Below are 19,048 nucleotides of genomic sequence, written 5' to 3' on the forward strand. Positions count from 1 at the left end.
GGTCCACGAGCTGCCGCACCCCTACGGGGCTTGCCACCGAGCAGCCCGGTGCTGATCGATAGCCAGCGTCCAAAATCTCTCGGTGTGTCCCGCGAACGACACGCCGAGGATGCCGCCGGAGCCCTCCAACTAAGTCCCAACAAATTCCACCGACGAGGTTCGGCATCGAACATGTATTCGATGCGTAGTCAGTAGTCGAAAGTGGTCTATGAGCTGGGTAGATGTTGAATCGAACAGGTCGAATTGTGGTCCATCGTGTACGTGTGGTAGCCGTCATTTTCGGCACCGAGAAGGTCAGGGGTTCGATTCCCCTTAGCTCCACAGCACGATTAAGCCGCAGGCCAACTGCCCGCGGCCTTCTTGTGTTCGTGTAGCTATCCGAATCATCTTCTATACCCGGCGGTTCGGGCGAACCGGCTTTACAGGCCATCCTGCTGCTTCCTAGGCGACTCTACGACTCCCTCATGGGTGAGCGGTAATGCCGAAAGTGTTTAGGGCGGAACCGGTTAGGGCCCGCGCCTGGGGATACTCGGTGCATGCCGGGTGGGTTGAGCAAACAGCCCATTCGGTGTGCGCGTTGCGCGGTCGGACCAGAGTTCGACCTGTCAGGGGGGACGGATGCGTTCGTGGACAGTCAGCAGGACGTGGTCGAACGCGGCCACCGTCGAGGCCGGGGTGGGCGGGATCTGGTCCAGTTCGGCGATCAACTGCGCGGCGATGTCACGCAGCTTGACATTGGTCTCCTGCGACCGCCATACCAGTACCTTGAACGCCTGGTCCGCGCTGATTCGATAGATGTGCATCAGCACACCCTTGGCCTGTTCGATGACGGCGCGGGCCTCGACCAACTCCGGCATCCGGATATTCAGGGTGTCGCGTTCGGCCTCGGCCATCTCGTCGGTGAGATCGATGTAGAAACCCGTGGTACCGACGGGCCGGCCGGCGGCGTCGAAAATGCGGTCGGCGACCACCATCACGTTATGTTCACGGCCGGACGCGTCGAGGAACCGATGCCGGCTGGAGAAGGGCTCACCGTGGTCGAGTGAGCGGGCGATGGCCTCGGCGACGTGGTGGCGGTCGTCGAGATGTTTGTGCGTCAACACCAATTCGGTGGTGGGTTCGATCTCGCCGGGCTCGTAGCCGTACATCCTGTACACCTCGGGTGACCATTCCCAGCGGCGGGTGGTGAACCAGAACCGGAAACTGCCCACCGTCGGCCGTTCAGCAACCGTGTGGGCCCATTCGGGCACATAGTACGACTCGGTGGACTCGGACATCATCGAAGTGCCCTTCTCTACGCGCCCGGCACTACGGCGGGGCGAATACCCACGGTAACCAGGCATTTTGTGGTTGCCCACCTGTCAACATCCTTACGAAAGCCGCCGTTCGGACCGAGTCCCGTACTCACTGCGCCCCGCCGGATGCACTGGGTGCGTCGGCGATCTCGAGGTGACCAGCCCAACACGGCCTACGACCCCAACCACGCTCTGACCCTTCACATCTCACCAAAGTTGAGGTTGGGGCGGTGACGCGGCGTGAGCCGTCCCGCGTCGACATACCAGCCGGGGACCCGACTACTGGGTCGGTTGCGGTACATCGACGTTGCAATCCTCGATCCTCGGGTTCATACCGAGGTAGTTGAGTGGTCCGGCGACGATGGTGACCGCGATGGTTCCGGCGCCCGCGCAGTTGGTCGGGGCGGTGTTGTAGTAGTCGCGTTGCGCGCCGGCGATGACGCCGGCCATCAGCCATACGAACACCAGAACCATCACGAGGCTGGTCGTTCTGGAGCGACGACCTGTCCGCATCCTCGGGCCGTCTGCTGCGAAACTTCTCATTGCTATCGCTCCTGTTTCAAGTTGTGGTGGTTTTTCGAGCCGATATCGCCAGCTCGGGTTGGTGCGTATGTGCCGTGAGCCGCCGGCGTTTTCGTTGAGATCGCGCCTCGCGGCGGGTGGTTATCGACCTCGGCCGCGCAGCGGCGCGTCGGCCTGCCGCGTACCACCATCGGCACGACCGAACATCTGTCCCAGGCGCCGACGAGGTGCGGGCTGGTCACCGGTGTGTTGTAGGTTGCGGTTGCCCTGGGCCTCGCCCATGGCGTCACTGGTATCGGTATGGCTGGAGTAGGCGGGCGCGTTCTGTTGCCCACCGACCGGTTGTGGCGGGTCGGGGTGGCGAACCTCGTCGACAGCGGTGTCGTGCCGCGTCGTTTTGAGTTCGCGGCGCGCGGCGCGCCCGCGTCGGGCGGTGCGGCGAGCCCCTGCCAGCAGCAGGCTCAGCCCGGCGATTCCGATGCCACCGACCACGATGCCGTAGAGGAACAGCACCCCGGTGGATCCGGTGACGTGGTAGCCGAACACCGCGAAATTGTCGGTCAATGCGTGAGCAGAGCCGCCGTTGGCGAAAACACCGGCGACGCCGACGAGTACGGCAGCTACCAGGACGACGAGTCCGATGATGACGATCATGACTAGTCCTCGATTCTGTTGGAGTCCTTCCAGTACACGCCGAACAACACCTGATGTCAACACTGTAGGCCTACAGTTAGACCGGGTCTTGGCGGTGGCATCGCGGCCCTCGCCGTCGTCATCGGCCTGAGCACCGCGGCCACCGGCGTGGTCCCCTCCGACAACGGCATCGTCGTGCACGGCCTGGCCGTCATGCCGGCGCTCGTCGTCTTCTACCCGCTGCCGATCTGGATGGCGATCACCGACGCGATCATCGCGCTCGGCCCGCTACGCAAGGCGACACCCCTGCGATACCTGTGCCGCACGCGGGTGGTGCTGCCCGTTGTTGATCCGAGAAAGCTGTTGCAGTTCAGCGGCTTTCGGAGAACCGAGGGAACTGCGGGGCCGTGTCAGGCTCGCGTCAGCGCGGTGACTGTCCGGTGTCAGGACGACAGACGACTGTTGTTCTCGTACCGACCCGGACAGCACAGATTCAAGGAGCACGACGATGACGATCACCCTGACTGACCAGGACAAAGCCACCCTGCGGACGGCCGGTTACGGCGCCGTCTCGCTGCTGGCCGCCGCCGGTGGCAAGGCCCACAAGATCGCCACCGCCGGGACGACCGCCCTGTGCTCCGCGACCGGCCCGGTCGGGCACGTGCTTGCCGCGAAGTCGAAGGACATCGATCTGCGGGGCAAGACTGTCGCTGAACTCGCCGACCAGGTGCTGCCCGCCCTGACCGCGGCCATGGCTCTGCTGCAGAAGCAGGATCCGGCCGAGGCCGGCAACTTCCGCAGCACCGTGCTCGTCGCCATCGAGGCGGCGACCCAGCAGTACCGGGACGAGCCCGGCCTGGCCGCGATGACCGGCAAGATCACCGGTGCCCTCGCCGCCACCGTGCCGAATACCGTTGCCGGACAGCAACGCCCGGAACTCCAGCAGCTCATCGAGGAGATCGTCGAGACCGGATTCGTCGGGTTGTCGATGCGCGTGAACGATGAGCAGGGTGAGTGGGTCGGCAGCGCCGGGGTGAGCAGGCTGGGCGAGACTGCCGCGCCGCCGATCGACGGACACGTCCGGATCGGCAGCAACACCAAGACCTTCACCGCGACCCTGGTCCTGCAACTGGTGGCCGAAGGCAAGATCGAGTTGGACACCCCGGTGGTCGACTATCTGCCCGAGTTCGAGCTGGACCAGCGGATCACCGTGCGAATGTTGTTGCAGCACACCAGCGGAGTGTTCAACCACACCGGCGAACTGCTCGAGGACGGGACGTTCGCGCCGGGGATCACCTGGGGCGGCAAGGAGTGGGTGGAGAACCGGTTCAAGACCTACCAGCCGGAGGAACTGGTCCGGCTGGCGTTGTCCAAGCCGGCGCGGTTCGAGCCGGGAACGGACTGGAGCTATGCCAACACCAACTACGTGCTGGCCCGGCTGCTGATCGAGAAGGTCACCGGCCGCTCGTTCAGCGCGGAGATGCAGCGGCTGATCATTGGACCGCTCGGCCTGTCGGGCACCGTGGCGCCGACGACCCAGACCGAACTCCCCGAGCCGCACGCCCACGCCTTCTACCGGTACGAAGAGGGTGGCGAGGAGAAGACGGTCGACGTCACCAGCTCGAACCCGTCCTGGATCTCCAGCGGTGGCGACATGATCTCGACCACCCAGGACCTGCACACCTTCATCTCCGCACTGGTGGGCGGCAGACTGTTGCCGCCCGCGCTGCTTGCCGAGATGTTCACGCCCGAGACCAAGGTCGGTTACGGCCTGGGAGTGTTCGTGCAGGAGACCGCCGCCGGCACCATCATCAGCCATAACGGCGGCCACGGTGGCCACGCGGCGCTGATGTACAGCATGGCCGACGGCAGCAAGACCGTGACCGCCGCGGTGAACTATGTGGACGACGCCGACCTGTCCGGGGCACTGGCGTTCCAGAAGGCAACGCGGCGGGCCGTCGACGAGGTGCTCGGCGGCGGTCAGACCGAGCCGGCGGCCTGAACATCCGAGACCCGCACGCGGGGCGTGGGTTTTCCCTCCGGTCCTACATCGAACGGATCCGAACCGGGCCACGCCGACCAGGCGTGGCCCGGTCATTTGCGCTGTGCAGTACCGGACAGGCCCGTCTGCCTTGGCTGGACTCCTGCATCGAATCCAGTTACGGACGGAACCGGTCCGGCCCGGAGCTCATCCAACTTCATATGACGGAACCACAGCTGTATCCCAGCCGGAATCACCCGTCGGAGCCGAGTCACCACCGAACCCCCGTCACCACCAACGCATCGCGCCGCCGGATCGCGCTAGCAGTGCGGTGGTGAGCGCCTGGCCGCGGTGTGGACGTCTCTGAGCGGGACGCAGATGCGGAAACTGGACACGGCGTGCCGGACGTCGAGCATTGACCCGCGGACTATCGAATGACGGGAAAGTCGTGGGCGGAGGCATTCGCCCTTCTCGCCCGGGCTGTCGGGCGTGAGATCGGCCGGGGTGCCAGGGCAGTCGCCGAAGGGTACGAGCGAACCGGCGACGTGGCCCGCAGGAGTGCTCGAGAACTATCGAACGCCGACAGGGGATTTCGCCACGAATTCGATGGCGGCGAGCCGCCGTCCTCGCCTCCGCGGCTCGAATTCGGGCCGGTACCACCGGATCGTTATTACAACGGAGCACGGTTGTGGCAGGTCGATCAAGTATTTCCGAGGGCCTTCAGTGAAAGAGCAACCTCGGAAGGCTACATTCGCGCGGCATCACACAGCTCCGCCGGCGAAGTCGTATACCTGACCGATGACAACGGCATCGCCGGCGTGTACGGAACGATCACGAGCTGGACCGATGTCCGCGACGGCGCGATGCGGTTCCACCCCGCGGGCATGGTCCTGGGTATCGACGCCCGTCGGATCCGCGTGAATCCGATGGCCGCGGAAGGACATTCGGCTGCCAACTTCATCGAAGGCGTCAGCGACCGGGTTTACACCACCCCGGGTCGCGTGGACACGTCAGAGATCGTCAGTGTGGAATTTCAGACCTATCCCGATATCATCGCCGACCCCGAGGCAAATCTGGTTGCCGATGGTTTTCCCGGCTTCGAGGGTTTGAGACAAGAGTCGCTACGCGACCCCGCCATAGTCGCCGATCGGCTCTCCCATATCGCCGACGCCGTCCGCAGAAACTATCCGACTATCGACGTCTCCGTCGGTGCCAACCACCTCTCCAGCGACGAAGCCGTCAGAACCTTCCTGGCAACCTGAGGCGGACGCAAGGCGATCCGTTTTGTCCTGTTGCGCAACGTCATCGAAGACCTGGGCGACACTCTGGCAGTCCTGTCGGGACACCCGTGTGCGACACTGGCGCCGTGCAGCCGAAGCGTAGGGTTCACTTCGTGGGCAGCTTGCCCGCGCAGCTGGACAGTCCGGAGAAGGCGATGGGGTTCGCCGTCGATACGGCCGGGGAGTTCCTGGACGGCGTGGTTCCTGGCGGTGAAGCGGATCCGTATCGCGCCCAGTGGTACATCAGGCCCGTCATCGACAGGCTGGACAGCATCCCGGCGCTGGCGCCCGTGCGGCGCGGTGATTGGTCGACGTTACGCTCCCGCAACACCTTTCGGCTTCGCGCGGGCCGATCGCTGGGCGAAGGCGATATCGACGCGGCGCTCGGCTACGCGGAGGAGACCGGGCGCGCCGTCGAGGCGTTGGAGGCTCTGCGCCGCACCGATCCCGGACTGCGCTTGCAGGTAGGCATACCGACGCCCTTCGTCATCGGTTTCATCGCTTTCGAGGCACGAATGCTCGTGTTGCGTCGCCGCTCGGCCGGCCGTGGTGACCGGGCCTTCCCTTATTACCGCCCGATTGTCGACGCCACTGTCAGAGAGATCGTCCGTATCCATGAGGCGTTGGGGGACAAGGTCGTTTTCCAACTCGAACTGGCCGCGGAGACGCTGCTCTGCGCCCGGATGCCCGGGGGCCTGCGGCAGGGCCCCGCCGCCCTGGCAGGTCGAGCGATCGCACGCCTCGTCGCACGGGCGCCCCACGGTGCCCGTTTCGGAGTGCACCTGTGCTACGGGAGCCTCGACGACAAGCCGGTCGTGGCGCCGAGATCGACGGCCTCGGTCGTCGATCTGACCAACGCGATAACGCGGTACTGGCCCGCGGGGAGACATCTCGATTTCGTCCACGTACCCATCGGCGACGGCAAACAGGCGCCGGTGCGGCCGCGGTACTACGCGCCCCTGACACGCCTCGAATTGCCCGCCACCACGCGACTTGTCGCCGGGCTCGCGCATCCGGCGCAGCCGCTCGCGCAAGCGCGACAGGGCCTGGCGGCGGCGGAGTCGGCCTACGGCGGCCTGTTGGACGTCGCGGCCCCGTGTGGTCTAGGCCGCTATACGACCGTCGATCGGGCGCGGTCCGCGGTAGCACACGCGGTCGCCTTGGCCGAAACCGATCTGTGAGACGGAGTTCCGGCACCGGCGGTACCTGGGGGCAGCACATTGATTCGGTCCCGGACAGCGGAGAGAAGGCATTCGCGCCTGCCGTCGAGTATTGGAACATGTTCTGCCAGAACGAGGTTCGCCGATTACACGGACCGAGAGGTCGGTTCGACCGGGCGGAGTAGCGCGACGTTCGAGCAACGCATACGCGCCACAACAGATCTCCGGAGGAGCACACACCCGAGGCGCTGGTCGGCTACGGTTGCACCCGTGGTCGAAGGAACTGAAGGGACTGCGCCGGAGCACAACCGGATACCGCACCCACTCGATCCCGGTGAGCTGAGCTCAGCCCGGGTGTACGACTACCTATTGGGCGGAAAGGACAATTACGACGTCGACCGAGACATGGCCCGTCAAATGCTGTCCACCGCACCCGAACTCAAGACCCTGGCCTGGTTCACCCGGGGTTTCATGCGCAAAGCGGTCGAGATGGCCGCCGATGCCGGTATTCGCCAGTTCATCGATCTCGGCTCGGGTATCCCGATCTCACCCAATGTCCATGAGGTGGCTCGCGAGATCGAACCGTCGGCGCAGGTGGTGTACGTCGACTACGACCCGGTCGTGGTCGCCCATTGCGAAGCGCTGCTGGCCGGACCACCCGGTATCTCGGCACTGCTGGGCGATGTTCGTCGTCCCCTCGACATCCTCGACAAACTGCACGACGGCGCCCTGATCGACCTCGACAAGCCGGTAGCCATCACGCTCGTCAGTGTGCTGCATTACGTCATGGACGACGAAGACCCCGCCGGGATCGTCGCCGCCATCCGCGATCGGCTGGCACCGGGCAGTTACCTGACGATCACGCACGGCTCCAGTGACTCCGACCCGGAGATACTCCGAATATTGACCGGCACCAAGGACACTCCGGCCCAAGTCTGTTTCCGGTCCACACCGCAGACGGAGGCATTCCTGTCCGGCTTCGAGCTGCTCGAACCCGGTGTGGCGCCGGTACAGCAGTGGCTGCGCCCCGGCTTGCCGGACACTCGAATGGTCATGCTCGGTGCGATCGGCCGCAAACCCTGAGGAACCGATGTGAACAGGAGTAGTCTCTAACACGCCAATCCGTTGGCCGCGTGCACATTCGAGCGTGCATCAGGTGCTGCCCCAGTCGATCCAGAGGATGAAGAGATGAAGACCCTCAGAATTGTCGCTGGTGCCGTGTCGACGATCGCCACGATCGCCGCTGTTACGACCGGCGCCTCGGTTGTCAATGCCCCTGTCGCCTCCGCCGCTCCCGGCGAGTTCCTCATCACCAAGGAGGTCCCCACCCTGGAGGATCTCGACGCCCAAGTCGCGTTCCTGATCGAAACACCCGCCTCCGACGAGGCCAAGGCCGCCAATATGGAAGGCGGCACAAGGGCTGTCGTGGTCGCGCGCACTCTCTACAACATCGGCATGTACCGCGCTCCGCGCGGGTCGAATGAGATCACCGGCCCCGAAACGCATGACGGCAACGTGCACACCGCGATGTTGCGCAGCAAGACGGCGGGACAACCGGATCTGGTTGCGCGCGTGGTCTGGAAGCGCATCGACGGTGTCTGGAAGCTGTCCAACAGCTCCGTGTGCGAGGGCGTCAAGGCCGTCGGGCTGGCGATGGCCTGCGACTTCTGATCGGCTGCGCGCGTCGGTGATCGAAATCAGTGACCTCACCCTGAGCTACCCGGGTGCGACCGTCCTCGAAGTTCCCGAACTGACCGTGGCCGACGGGGCGCTCACCTACCTGATCGGCCTCAACGGCACCGGCAAAACCACGCTGCTGCGGTGCATCTGCGGTGTCATCGCGCCTGCCGTCGGCACCGTCCGGGTCGACGGCACCCTTGTTCGGGCTCAGCACACCACGCCGGCCACGCTCGGAATGCACCTCAACTACCGGGCTTTCGATCCACGTCACACCGCACGCCGGCATCTGCGCTGGATCGCCCGCGCGCGCGGCATATCCCCCGGCCGGGTCGGCGATGTGCTCGAGATCGTCGACCTCGTCCGGGTCGCCGATCGCCGACTGGGGCACTATTCGCTCGGGATGCTCCAACGTGTCGGCATCGCCGCCGCGTTGCTCTCCGAGCCTCGGACCCTGCTGCTCGACGAACCTCTCAACGGCCTCGACATCGCGGGCATCCGCTGGATTCGCGAACTGCTGCGCCAACTCGCCGATGCCGGGACCTGCGTCCTGGTTGCCACGCATCTGCTCGACGAGGTCGAACGCAACGCCGACCACATCGTCATCATCGGCGACCGGCGCGTTCTGACCGACCAGCCGTTCACCCACCTCATGGACACCCTGGAGCCGGGCGAGACCAGCCTCGAGGACGCCTACCTGCGAATCGCCGGCCTGCCTACCGACGTCACGGTGAGCGTGGCCCCATGAGCGGCCCCGGTCCGGCCACCCTGATCCGCCGCGGCATCGCCGCCGAATGGACCCGCACCACCGGACGTAGCTTCCTGTGGACCGCCGCGGTCCCCCTCACCTTCGTGCTGCCGCTGGTCGTCACCTTCGGAATCGCCGCTGTCGCAGAACGACTCGCGTCCCTGCCCGGGCAGAGTTACGTGGCAACGGTCTCCACCACCAACTCCGTGTACTGGGTGATCACCTTGTCCGTGTCGGTCATGATGGTGACCGCCGCCTACGCCCACGCCACTCAATGGCGCGGTCAGACAAGCGATCTCAACGCGTTCCTGTTCGCCCGGTCCTGGACGGTCGCGTTGGCCAGGTGGATCTACTACGGCGCCATCACGGCGATATCGACCGTTGTTCTGCTCGTCGTCGTCATGGTCACGCTGCCCCACCTGTTCCCGCAAATCTATGGCGCCGTGGACATTACGGACTCCGCCGGTATCCGGTTCCTCTGGACCGTCCCGAGCTACGCGTTCGCCGCCTGCGGTGTCGGAGTCGCTGCCGGGTCGCTGATTCGCACTCCGTCCGCCGCGGTCGCCGTCCTCCTGTTCTGGGTGTATGTGGCCGAGAACTCCCTCAATCTGCTACCCCACGGCTACACCCTGCAGGCCTATGCCCCATTCCTCAACGCCGTCGCGGCAACCGGCCAGGAAGTCGCCTTTCTCCCCCGTTTCGGCCGCACCGGATCTCTGCTCTACTTCGTTCTCGTCGCCGTCGCCCTCTTCGTTCTCACCGCCGCCCTACCCACCCTCACTCGCCGGATATCCGGATATCGCAGGGCGACGCCGCTCACCAAATCAGGTACAGCCTGAGCCGAGCCCGGCCGCTGGTTTACGCAGAGACCGGAAGAACCTCTAGCGGAAGAGTTTTCATTCCAGGGATCGGGCCCATTGCGCGTGGGGACTTCTTTGTCGCGACCGGCTGAAACTCCCATTTCGACAGCAAACTGTGGAGCGTCGTCTGCAGGGCCATCCAGGCATAATTGTTGCCGAGGCACATCTGATTGCCCATGCTGAACGGAACGAAGCTCCGGCATTTCGACCCAGATCCCGAGGCCGGCCATCGATCGGGGTCGAACGTGTTCGGCTCGGCGAAAATATTCGGGTTGCGGTGAACGGCCGCAATGCTGTAGCCGATATCGGTCCCGGCGGGGAATGTGTATCCGTCGAGTTCTACCGTGGTGACGGTGCGTCTCGTCTGCAGTAGGGGCGAATGGAACCGCGTGACCTCGTTCAGGAACCGGTTCAGATAGTCGAGTTGGTCGAGGCTTCGGGGGCCGAGTCCCGCTGCCGCGGAGATCTCTTGCTGCAGCTTCGCTGCCACCTCCGGACGCTGCGACAACTCGTACAACGCCCAGGTCAGCGTGGCGGTCGAGGCATCGATCCCGCCGAACAGAACGGTCACCGCCTGCTCTGCCAGGAGCTTGTCGCTATGGCCTTCCGCATCGGAGGAATACAGCAGGACGTCGAGCAGATCGTTGCGGCGATCACCGCTGTCCCGGCGCTCGACGAGCAGCTTCTGGCAGTAGTCCCGCAGTTGCGTTCCGGCCGACAGGAATTTGCGGTTCACGGGCAATGGCAGGCTCGCCACCTTCTTGGGCAGCACACTGCCGACGATGGCGCCTGCGCCGATATCCCCGATCAGACCGGAGATGAACCGTAGCTCCTCGGCATCGGGCTCGTGCGAGAACATGGACCCCAGCAGGTTGGCGATCACCACTTCCAGCACCGCGGAACGGGCGTCGACGATCTGGCCCGGCCGCCACGAACTTGCCAGCGCATCCGCGTTGCGTTTGATGACGTGCGCGTAGTTTTCCAACTCTGTGCGATGGAACGCCGGTTGCAGCAGACGCCGAAGATCCCTGTGTTGCTGGCCATCCGCGACGATCAACGACTCCCCGAAGATGAGCCGGATACGTTCGAACAGGAGCCCGCGCTCGTAGGCGTCGGAATTCTCTACCAGCACCCTGTGGAGTAATTCGAAATCGGTAATGACATAGACAGCGAGACTTCCGATATCGACACGCGCGATTTTCCCGACCTCGGCCAGATCCACCATGAACTGAACCGGATCACGCCATATTCTCCAGCCGTGTCCGACAACAGGCAGACGGCCGGGACCGCACGGCACGTCACGAATGTCCACTGTGTATCTTGCCCCTTCGTTCGACTATCCACACGTTACCTCAGCCCGGATTCCCGCGATGGCCCGTTGACAAGCGAAAACATCTGTCCCGCAGCGCATGATGATCTTGCTGCGATGCGCTACTACCGCTGCGCGCGGGGCTGCCGAGCCGGTCGGCCGACCGCGACCGCATCCGTAATGTCCTCGGCGAGGAGGGTTTCCAAGCGCGTCACCGCACCGTCCTGTGCGGCCGCGAGAAACGCCCGCAGCAACCGGTCGTGGACTTCCCTCGGCACGGCTGCCTGCCGCGGTTCGGCCAGATGCGAACGGGCGCGACGCGCCAGTTGCCGGGCGTTGGCGACACTGATCCCGAGTCGCGCGGCGATATCGAGGAACGGGTAGTCGAGGGCCTCGCGCAGCACGAAGACCGCGCGTTCGGTGGGCGACAAACGTTGCAGCAGCAACGTAACGGCGTCCGCCAGCGCGGCGGACTGTTCGCTCAGCAGCGACGGGTCCCCGCCGCTGGGCGCCTGGCTCGGTAACCAGTGATCGACCGGAATCTCCCGGCGGGCCCGGGCCGAGCCGACAGAATTCAAGGAGACGCGCGTCGTGACAGTGACCAGGAAGGCGAGTCCGTCCCGGACCTGCGCGCGGTCGGTGCGCTGCCAGCGCAGCCAGACGTCCTGCACGACATCCTCGGCGTCGGCCGCCCGGCCGAGCATCCGGTAGGCGATTCCGAACAGCCGCGGGCGGACATCCTGGAAATCCGTCAGCCCGGTCGCCTCCGGTGCCGATTCCCGGGTGAAGTCCGGCTCGGGCAGGGCGGTTGCGGTGCTCATCGGGCTCATGGCGACGGTCCTTTCGCGAAGCGGCCCGGACGAGCCGCACCTCAACGGTCGCCCGCCGCGAACGCCGATCGCGCCCTTGGAAATACCGGGCGAATCCCTGGGGCAGGACAACCAGGGACACGTGCCCGTGCCTTCCGACCTGCTTCGCGCGGGTGGCATCATGTGCTGGCCCCGTACTCACCGGGGTTCGGCTCTCGGATGCGGTGGTGGTGATGTCGGGCAGCGAGCAGCCGCGCACGCTGCGCGGCAGACGAAACGAATGCGAGCCGCTGGATCGGTTGCTCGCCGAGGCGCGCTCGGGTACGAGCCGGGTGCTGGTACTGCGCGGCGAGGCGGGCATCGGCAAGACCGCGCTGCTGGAATACCTGGTCCGCAACGCCACGGATTGCCGGATCGCGCGGGCCGTCGGCGTCGAGTCCCAGATGGAGTTGGCCTTCGCGGGACTGCACCAGCTGTGTGCGCCGATGATGCACAATCTCGAGCGCCTGCCCGCACCGCAGCGCGAGGCCCTGGCCGTCGCCTTCGGCCTGAGCGCGGGCAGCGTGCCGGACCGGTTCCTGGTCGGGCTGGCGGTACTCGGCTTGCTGGCCGAGGCCGCAGAGGAACAGCCGCTGCTCTGTGTCGTCGACGACGCGCAGTGGCTCGACCAGGTGTCCGCGCAGACACTGGCTTTCGTCGCGCGCCGACTGCTGGCCGAACGGGTCGCACTGGTGTTCGCGGTGCGCACTCCACCGGTCGAGGAGGGCCGGGATCTCCTCGCGGGTCTGCCCGAACTCACTGTCCGCGGCCTGCGCGACAGCGACGCCCGGGCACTACTCGAATCGGCGATCCCCGGGCGGCTCGACGACCGCGTCATCGATCGCATCGTGTCCGAGGCCCGCGGCAACCCGTTGGCACTGCTCGAATTGCCGCACGGGCCGACCGGCGTCGAACTCGCGGGCGGCTACGGACGCCCGGACGCGCGACCGGTAGTGACCCGAATCGAACAGAGTTTTCTGGGGCGCATCGAGGCGCTCTCCGCTCCCGCGCGCCGATTGCTGCTGGCAGCGGCGGCCGAGCCGGTGGGAGACCTGACATTGCTGCGGCGGGCGGCCGAACGGCTCGGCACCGGGGCGGACGCCGCGGCCGCGGCCGAGCGTGCCGGACTGATCGAGTTCGGGGCACAGGTCCGGTTCCGCCATCCGCTCGTCCGGTCGGCGGCCTATCGCGCCGCGGACCCCGGGGAACGGCGGGCGGTGCATCGCGCACTGGCCGAGGCGACCGATCCGATCGCCGACCCGGATCGGCGAGCCTGGCATCGGGCCAGCGCCACGGTCGAACTCGACGAGGAGGTGGCCGCCGAACTGGAACGTTCCGCCACGCGCGCCCAGGCTCGCGGCGGCGTCGCGGCGGCGGCCGCGTTCCTGCGCCGGGCGACCGGCCTGACACCCGATCCCGCCACGCGCGGTACGCGCGCATTGGCCGCGGCGCAGGCGGCGTTCGAGGCCGGCGCCCCGGACACTGCCCTCGAGCTACTCACGGCAGCGGAACTGGGCCCGCTGGACGAACTCCGGCGCGAGCGGCTGGCACGGCTGCGCGCCCAGATCGTCTTCGCGCGCAGGCGCGGCGGGGACGCGCTGCCGCTGTTGCTCGACGCGGCGCACCGCATGGCGACGCACTCGCCGGACCAGGCCCGGGAGACGTACCTCGACGCGATCGGATCGGCGGTGTTCGCCGGCCGGCTGAACGGCGCGGCCAGCGTGCGCGCGGTGGCCGAGACGGCGCGCGCCGCGGTGCCGGGTACGGGGCGGCGGCCGGTCGACACGCTGCTCGACGGTCTGACCGCACGCTTCGCCGACGGCTACGTCGTGGGCGCGGAGCCGCTGTTCGACGCGCTGCGGGCATTCCGCGGTGCGGCCGCGGACAACGACGATGTCATGCGGTGGCTCTGGCTGACCTGGCCCGCCGCCGCGGACCTGTGGGCAGACGAGGCGTGGCACGAACTCGGCACGCGGGCTGTCCAGACCGCGAGAGAGACCGGCGCGCTCAACTTCCTGCCCTTGGCCCTGACCTATCGCGCGGCCGCGCACCTGTACGCCGGCGAATTCGACGTGGCCGCGGCACTGGTCGAGGAGGCCGATGTGCTTACCGAGGCCACCGGCAACTCACCGCTGGGTTACACCGCGCTGCTGCTGGTCGCCTGGCGGGGCACGGACCCACAGGCACTGCGCACGATCGAGTCCGGCCTGCGCCGGGCGGCCACCTGGGGTGAGGGCAGAACGATCGGCACGGGCAGCCAGTTGCTCGCGGTGCTGCACAACGGCCAGGGCCAATATCAGGCCGCACTCGCCAGCGCCGAAAAAGCTTGCGAATACGACGATCTCGGGTCGGTCGGGCATGCGCTCACCGAGTTGGTGGAAGCGGGCGTGCGGACCGATGCGCACGCGGCGGCCCGGGCGGCCCTGCGGCGGCTGGAACGGCGTGCGAAGGCCAGCGGCACCGAGTGGGCCCTCGGCATGCTGGCCCGTTCACGGGCATTGCTCAGCGCGGGCGACGCGGCCGAAACGTCGTATCGCGAAGCCGTCGAACGGCTTTCCCGCAGCCGGGTCGCGGTGCATCTGGCCCGCACCCACCTGGTCTACGGCGAGTGGCTGCGTCGCGAGAACCGGCGGGCCGACGCTCGCGAGCAGCTGCGGATCGCCTACGAGATGCTGCACCGTTTCGGCGCCGGGGCCTTCGCCGAGCGGGCCCGCCGGGAACTGGCGGCCACCGGCGAATCCGTGCGCCGGGGCGCTGTCGAGGTCTCCCGGGTCCTCACGGCCCAGGAGATCCAGATCGCCAGGCTCGCCGGCGACGGCCTGACGAACTCCGAGATCGGCGCGGAGCTGTTCATCAGTCCCCGCACCGTGGAATGGCATCTGCGCAAGGTGTTCACCAAACTGGACCTCACCTCGCGCAAAGAACTCCGCGCGGCCCTGGACCGGTGAAAGCGGCTGTGCGCTACCAGCTTTGACCACCGGACCGGACGACTACCTCGCTGACGGCCACGTGCCGCTCCCGCGTGACGATGTAGGCGATCACATCGGCGACATCGTCGGGCAGCAACGCCGACATCGGGTCGATGGGCGGGCCGGCCGTCTCCCGCGCCGTGTGATCGACCACACCCGGCGCCACCACGCTGGCCCGCACACCCTCGGAAAGCAGTTCCCGCCGTAGCGATTCGGTGAATCCGTCGACACCGGACTTGGTCAGGTTGTAGACGCTGCCGGGTGGCCGCGCGGTCCGCCCCGCCACCGAACCCACGTTGACCAGGTCCGCCACCCGCCGCGGCGAGGTCGCGGCCGCATCGATCAGATACGGCAGGGCGGCGTGCGTAATATGCACGAGCGCCGACACATTGAGCGAAATCATCCGATCCCACTCTTCGACCGGTGTGTGCAACGCCGTGTCGAGCACCATGACGCTGGCGCCGTTGATCACGACATCCAATCGGCCGAACAGGTCATGGGCGTCCTCGACCGCTCGGTAGGCCAGCGCCGGTTCGGTGATATCCGCGGCCACCGCGACGGCGTGCCCGCCGCCGACGGTGAGGTCTTCCGCCAGCCGGTTCAGCCGGTCGCCGCGCCGGGCAACCAGCGCCACCGCCGCCCCTGCCCCGGACAGACGCCGCGCGGTCGCTGCCCCGATGCCGCTGCTGGCACCGGTGACCAGCGCGACGGCTCCGGCCAACGGACGATCTGACATGACTGCCTCACTTCCCTGGTTCGAGACGATCGGCGGGCGGCGCCGACCCGCTCAGCGTCGCGCGTCCGGCACCCCGGTCGCCCCCGGGAGACACCCTGGTCTCGCGGACCAGGGTTCGAGACAGGCGGCTATTCGCTGTGCGGCAGGGCATCCCGGAGCTGCCGCCGCGAGGTGATCGACAACTTCGTGAAGATTTTGCGCAGATGCCACTCGACCGTGCGCGGGCTGAGGAACAGCCGCGCACCCACCTCCGGATTCGACAGACCCGCGCCCACCAGCAGCGCGATCTGCCGCTCCTGCGGCGTCAGCTCGTCCGGGCTGGGTTCGATCGTGCGCTTGCGAACCTTCTCCCCACCGGCGAGCAACTCGCGACGGGCACGTTCGGCGAATGCCGCCATGCCGATCGATACGAACATGTCGTAGGCCGTGCGCAACTGGCCGCGCGCGTCGACGCGGCGGGACTGCCTGCGCAACCACTCGCCGTAGAGCAGATGGGCGCGCGCCAGCTCCGGGCGCATCAGGGTGTTGCTCAGCCTGCGGATCGCTTCGCGATACAGCTCGTCTGCCGCCTCGTCGGCCAGCAGTGCCCGGCAGCGGGCGAGAATGCCGTGCGACCACTCGGTGTCGGCCGCCTCCGCGACATCGACCAGGCGGTCGAGCGCCTCCCGGGCGGCCTCGTCGTCGTGCACCCGCACCGCGGCCTCGATGAGTTCGGGCAATACCCACACCGAGACCACCAACTGGGTGATGCGAGTACTGGCCTGCGCCGCCGCCAGCGCCTCCGCGTAGCGGGCGAGGCCGTTGTAGAGCACCGCGGCCGCCCAGTGCGCGGTGGTCACGCCGGTCAATTGCCCAGCGGCGGCGGTCTGTTCGATCGTGGTGGCGATGAGCGGCGCGGCCTCGTCCTCCCGGCCCTGCATCGCGGTCAGGATCAGGGTCGTGTACGGCGCGAGCGGGACGCCGGTGGCGGTGGCGAGACCTTCGGACTCCGCGACGATCTCGGCCGCCGTCGCGAAGTCTCCGATCAGCGAGGTCGCCGCGCCCAGCGAGGCGAGGTAGATGGGCAGCTCGGTCAGGATGCCCGCGGCGCGCACCACCTCGGCCGCCCGCGTATAGGTCTCGATCATGACCTGTTCGCTCCAGACCGCGGGGCTGAGGCCGCACGCTGCCCAGCCCCATCGCAGCACCTCGGGCACCGGTAGCTCGACCAGCGCGTCCATCGCCCGCCGCAGGGTGGTGATGGCGGTGCCCAAGCCCTCCGTGACGAGCAGCGCGCACGCCTCGAGCACCAGGTCGATGGAACGCGGATCACCTTCGGGGACAGGAAGTTTCCGGATCGCCGTCGAACTCGCCACCAGGCTGTCGGCGTCGGCGGCGCCCCAGGCCGCCGCGCCCCAGGCGAGCAGGTACGTCTCCCGCGCGAGCGCCATGTCGAAGGGCTCGAGCCGCCGGGCCGCCGCCAGCAGGATGGGGGGCGCTTCGTTGTTGAACCCGGCCGCGTGCGCGATCCGGCCGCGCACCAGATGTGCTCGGGCCCCGAGGTATTCGCTGTGCGCATCGAGTTCGGCGATATCGAGGAAGTGCCGCGCGGCGTCCAGGTCACCCGCCCGGACACTGGCGTCCGCGGCCGCCACGGCACGCTCCGCGCGGCGCTCGGCGTCGACGGTCAGCAGTACCGACCGCTGCAGGAACGCGGCGGCCGCGGCCATTCCGCCGCGAGCCTGGGCTCGATCGGCGGACCGCTCGAGTTCCGCCGCGACGGCCTCGTCCGGTTCGGCGGCCGCCGCGGCCAGATGCCACGCCCGGCGGTCCGGATCGACACCGGGGTCGGTGACCTCCGCCAAGGCCAGATGCACCGCACGGCGTTCCGCGTCCTCGGCGGCCCGATAGACGGCGGACCGCACCAGCGGGTGCCGGAACGTCACCCGGATGTCGAACGACACCAGCCGTTCGGTGCCCTCGTCGAGCGCCGTCGCCGGTGCGATGCCGAGCCGGTCGGCGGCGCCCCACACGAGCGCGGGATCCCCGACCGGTTCGGCGGCGGCGATCAGCAGGAGCAGTCGGCTCTGTTCCGGCAGCGCCGCGATCCGGTGCAGGAAGCTCTGCTCGATGCGGGTGGGCAGCGTCTCGGAGTGCAGCAGACCGTATCCGCCCGCCAGCTGTGTGACGGTGCGTTCACGCGGCAACTCCAGCAGAGCGAGCGGATTGCCGGCGGCCTCGGCGACGACCCGGTCACGGATGTGGGAATCCAGCCGGACATGAGTCGCCGACTCGAGCAGGGCGAGGGCGTCGGCCCTGGTCAGCCCCGAGACCTCGAGTTCGGGCAGACCCAGCAGCTGGTGGGCGCGGTGACGGGTGGCGAAGACCAGCGCCACCGATTCCGCCAGCAGTCGCCGGGCCACGAAGCCGAGGACCTGCGCCGAAGCCTGGTCCATCCACTGCGCGTCATCGATCACACACACCACCGGGCCGCTCTCCGAGGCGTCCGAGAACAGACTCAGCACGGCCAGCCCGACCAGGAAGGGTTGCGGCGCGGTGCCTGTACGCATTCCGAACACCGTCTCCAGGGCGTCGCGCTGTGGCGCGGGCAGTGCGATCACCCGGTCCAGCAGCGGTACACACAGCTGGTGGAGCGTGGCGAACGGCAGCTCCATCTCGGACTCGACGCCGACCGCGCGCAGCGCACGCAGCCCGGTCGCTAGGTCCTCGAGGTATTCGAGCAGCGCGGACTTGCCGACCCCGGGGGCGCCGTGGACCACGAGTACCCGGCTCTCGCCCGTGCGCACGGCGGCGATCAGCTGGTCGAGCGCGGCGCACTCCGATCGCCGGCCCACCAGTCCCACATTCCGCCGCAATCCCACCGTCGCCTGCCTTCTCACCTCGGTCGATCCGCACTGGAGACGCCAGCGATCACCCAGGCATCATCCTGGCCGGAAATATCCGGATACGAAAGGGCGCCGGACAGTGTCCGGCGACACCCCGTCACAATTCGCCACGCTGCCTTGTCCTTGCTGCCGACAGACTTCGCCG

General features: G+C 67.4%; 16 protein-coding genes. 9 read left to right on the forward strand and 7 right to left on the reverse strand.

The window, feature by feature from the left end; genetic code table 11:
- Positions 1-605 precede the first annotated feature (605 nt).
- The 3 genes from ACFMRZ_RS17390 to ACFMRZ_RS17400 all read right to left on the reverse strand — a co-directional run bounded on the left by ACFMRZ_RS17390 (position 606) and on the right by ACFMRZ_RS17400 (position 2,471).
- Positions 606-1,280, reverse strand: coding sequence for a PAS and ANTAR domain-containing protein (locus ACFMRZ_RS17390; RefSeq protein ID WP_400179963.1), 675 nt, complete (start codon positions 1,278-1,280; stop codon positions 606-608).
- Positions 1,281-1,574: 294 nt separating this feature from the next.
- Positions 1,575-1,769, reverse strand: coding sequence for a hypothetical protein (locus ACFMRZ_RS17395; RefSeq protein ID WP_400182894.1), 195 nt, complete (start codon positions 1,767-1,769; stop codon positions 1,575-1,577).
- Positions 1,770-1,958: 189 nt separating this feature from the next.
- Positions 1,959-2,471: a hypothetical protein gene (locus tag ACFMRZ_RS17400; protein ID WP_400179965.1), complete on the reverse strand. Its 513-nt coding sequence runs from the start codon at positions 2,469-2,471 to the stop codon at positions 1,959-1,961.
- A 147-nt stretch (positions 2,472-2,618) separates the two neighbouring features.
- Between ACFMRZ_RS17400 and ACFMRZ_RS17405 the strand changes: the two genes are divergently transcribed.
- The 8 genes from ACFMRZ_RS17405 (at position 2,619) to ACFMRZ_RS17440 (ending at position 10,135) form a co-directional block, all read left to right on the forward strand.
- Positions 2,619-2,978: a hypothetical protein gene (locus ACFMRZ_RS17405; protein WP_400179966.1), complete on the forward strand. Its 360-nt coding sequence runs from the start codon at positions 2,619-2,621 to the stop codon at positions 2,976-2,978.
- Positions 2,959-4,452, forward strand: a complete 1,494-nt coding sequence (locus ACFMRZ_RS17410; protein ID WP_400179967.1) for a serine hydrolase domain-containing protein — start codon at positions 2,959-2,961, stop codon at positions 4,450-4,452. Before ACFMRZ_RS17405 ends, ACFMRZ_RS17410 begins: the two co-directional genes overlap by 20 nt.
- 413 nt (positions 4,453-4,865) lie before the next feature.
- Positions 4,866-5,693 (forward strand): hypothetical protein, encoded by an 828-nt coding sequence (locus ACFMRZ_RS17415; protein WP_400179968.1) that lies wholly within the window; start codon positions 4,866-4,868, stop codon positions 5,691-5,693.
- Between the two features lie 131 nt (positions 5,694-5,824).
- Positions 5,825-6,892 carry a hypothetical protein gene (locus ACFMRZ_RS17420; protein WP_400179969.1) on the forward strand — a complete coding sequence of 356 codons (1,068 nt, stop codon included), beginning with the start codon at positions 5,825-5,827 and terminating at the stop codon, positions 6,890-6,892.
- Between the two features lie 249 nt (positions 6,893-7,141).
- Positions 7,142-7,954: an SAM-dependent methyltransferase gene (locus tag ACFMRZ_RS17425; RefSeq protein ID WP_400179970.1), complete on the forward strand. Its 813-nt coding sequence runs from the start codon at positions 7,142-7,144 to the stop codon at positions 7,952-7,954.
- 105 nt (positions 7,955-8,059) lie between these two features.
- On the forward strand, positions 8,060-8,542 hold the full coding sequence (locus tag ACFMRZ_RS17430; protein WP_400179971.1) for a hypothetical protein: 483 nt from the start codon (positions 8,060-8,062) through the stop codon (positions 8,540-8,542).
- A gap of 16 nt (positions 8,543-8,558) precedes the next feature.
- The gene (locus ACFMRZ_RS17435) at positions 8,559-9,296 is read left to right on the forward strand and encodes an ABC transporter ATP-binding protein (protein ID WP_280270889.1); all 738 of its coding nucleotides are present in this window, start codon (positions 8,559-8,561) and stop codon (positions 9,294-9,296) included.
- A complete protein-coding gene (locus ACFMRZ_RS17440) occupies positions 9,293-10,135 on the forward strand; it encodes an ABC transporter permease (RefSeq protein WP_400179972.1) in 843 nt (280 codons plus the stop codon). The genes ACFMRZ_RS17435 and ACFMRZ_RS17440 overlap by 4 nt, the downstream gene beginning before the upstream one ends.
- A gap of 19 nt (positions 10,136-10,154) precedes the next feature.
- Here the strand turns inward: ACFMRZ_RS17440 and ACFMRZ_RS17445 are convergent, their stop codons facing one another.
- Positions 10,155-11,468 (reverse strand): cytochrome P450, encoded by a 1,314-nt coding sequence (locus tag ACFMRZ_RS17445; RefSeq protein ID WP_400179973.1) that lies wholly within the window; start codon positions 11,466-11,468, stop codon positions 10,155-10,157.
- 122 nt (positions 11,469-11,590) lie between these two features.
- Positions 11,591-12,286 (reverse strand): sigma-70 family RNA polymerase sigma factor, encoded by a 696-nt coding sequence (locus ACFMRZ_RS17450; protein WP_400179975.1) that lies wholly within the window; start codon positions 12,284-12,286, stop codon positions 11,591-11,593.
- A 221-nt stretch (positions 12,287-12,507) separates the two neighbouring features.
- Between ACFMRZ_RS17450 and ACFMRZ_RS17455 the strand changes: the two genes are divergently transcribed.
- A complete protein-coding gene (locus tag ACFMRZ_RS17455; RefSeq protein ID WP_400179976.1) occupies positions 12,508-15,261 on the forward strand; it encodes an AAA family ATPase in 2,754 nt (917 codons plus the stop codon).
- Positions 15,262-15,274: 13 nt separating this feature from the next.
- Here ACFMRZ_RS17455 and ACFMRZ_RS17460 read toward each other — a convergent pair whose 3' ends face one another.
- Complete coding sequence (locus ACFMRZ_RS17460) at positions 15,275-16,018, reverse strand: SDR family oxidoreductase (protein ID WP_400179977.1); 744 nt, start codon at positions 16,016-16,018, stop codon at positions 15,275-15,277.
- 128 nt (positions 16,019-16,146) lie between these two features.
- Positions 16,147-18,852, reverse strand: coding sequence for an AAA family ATPase (locus ACFMRZ_RS17465; RefSeq protein WP_400179978.1), 2,706 nt, complete (start codon positions 18,850-18,852; stop codon positions 16,147-16,149).
- Between the last annotated feature and the right edge of the window lie 196 nt (positions 18,853-19,048).

This window comes from Nocardia sp. N2S4-5, assembly GCF_044628355.1.
In the GTDB taxonomy this organism is placed as follows: Bacteria; Actinomycetota; Actinomycetes; order Mycobacteriales; family Mycobacteriaceae; genus Nocardia; species Nocardia wallacei_B.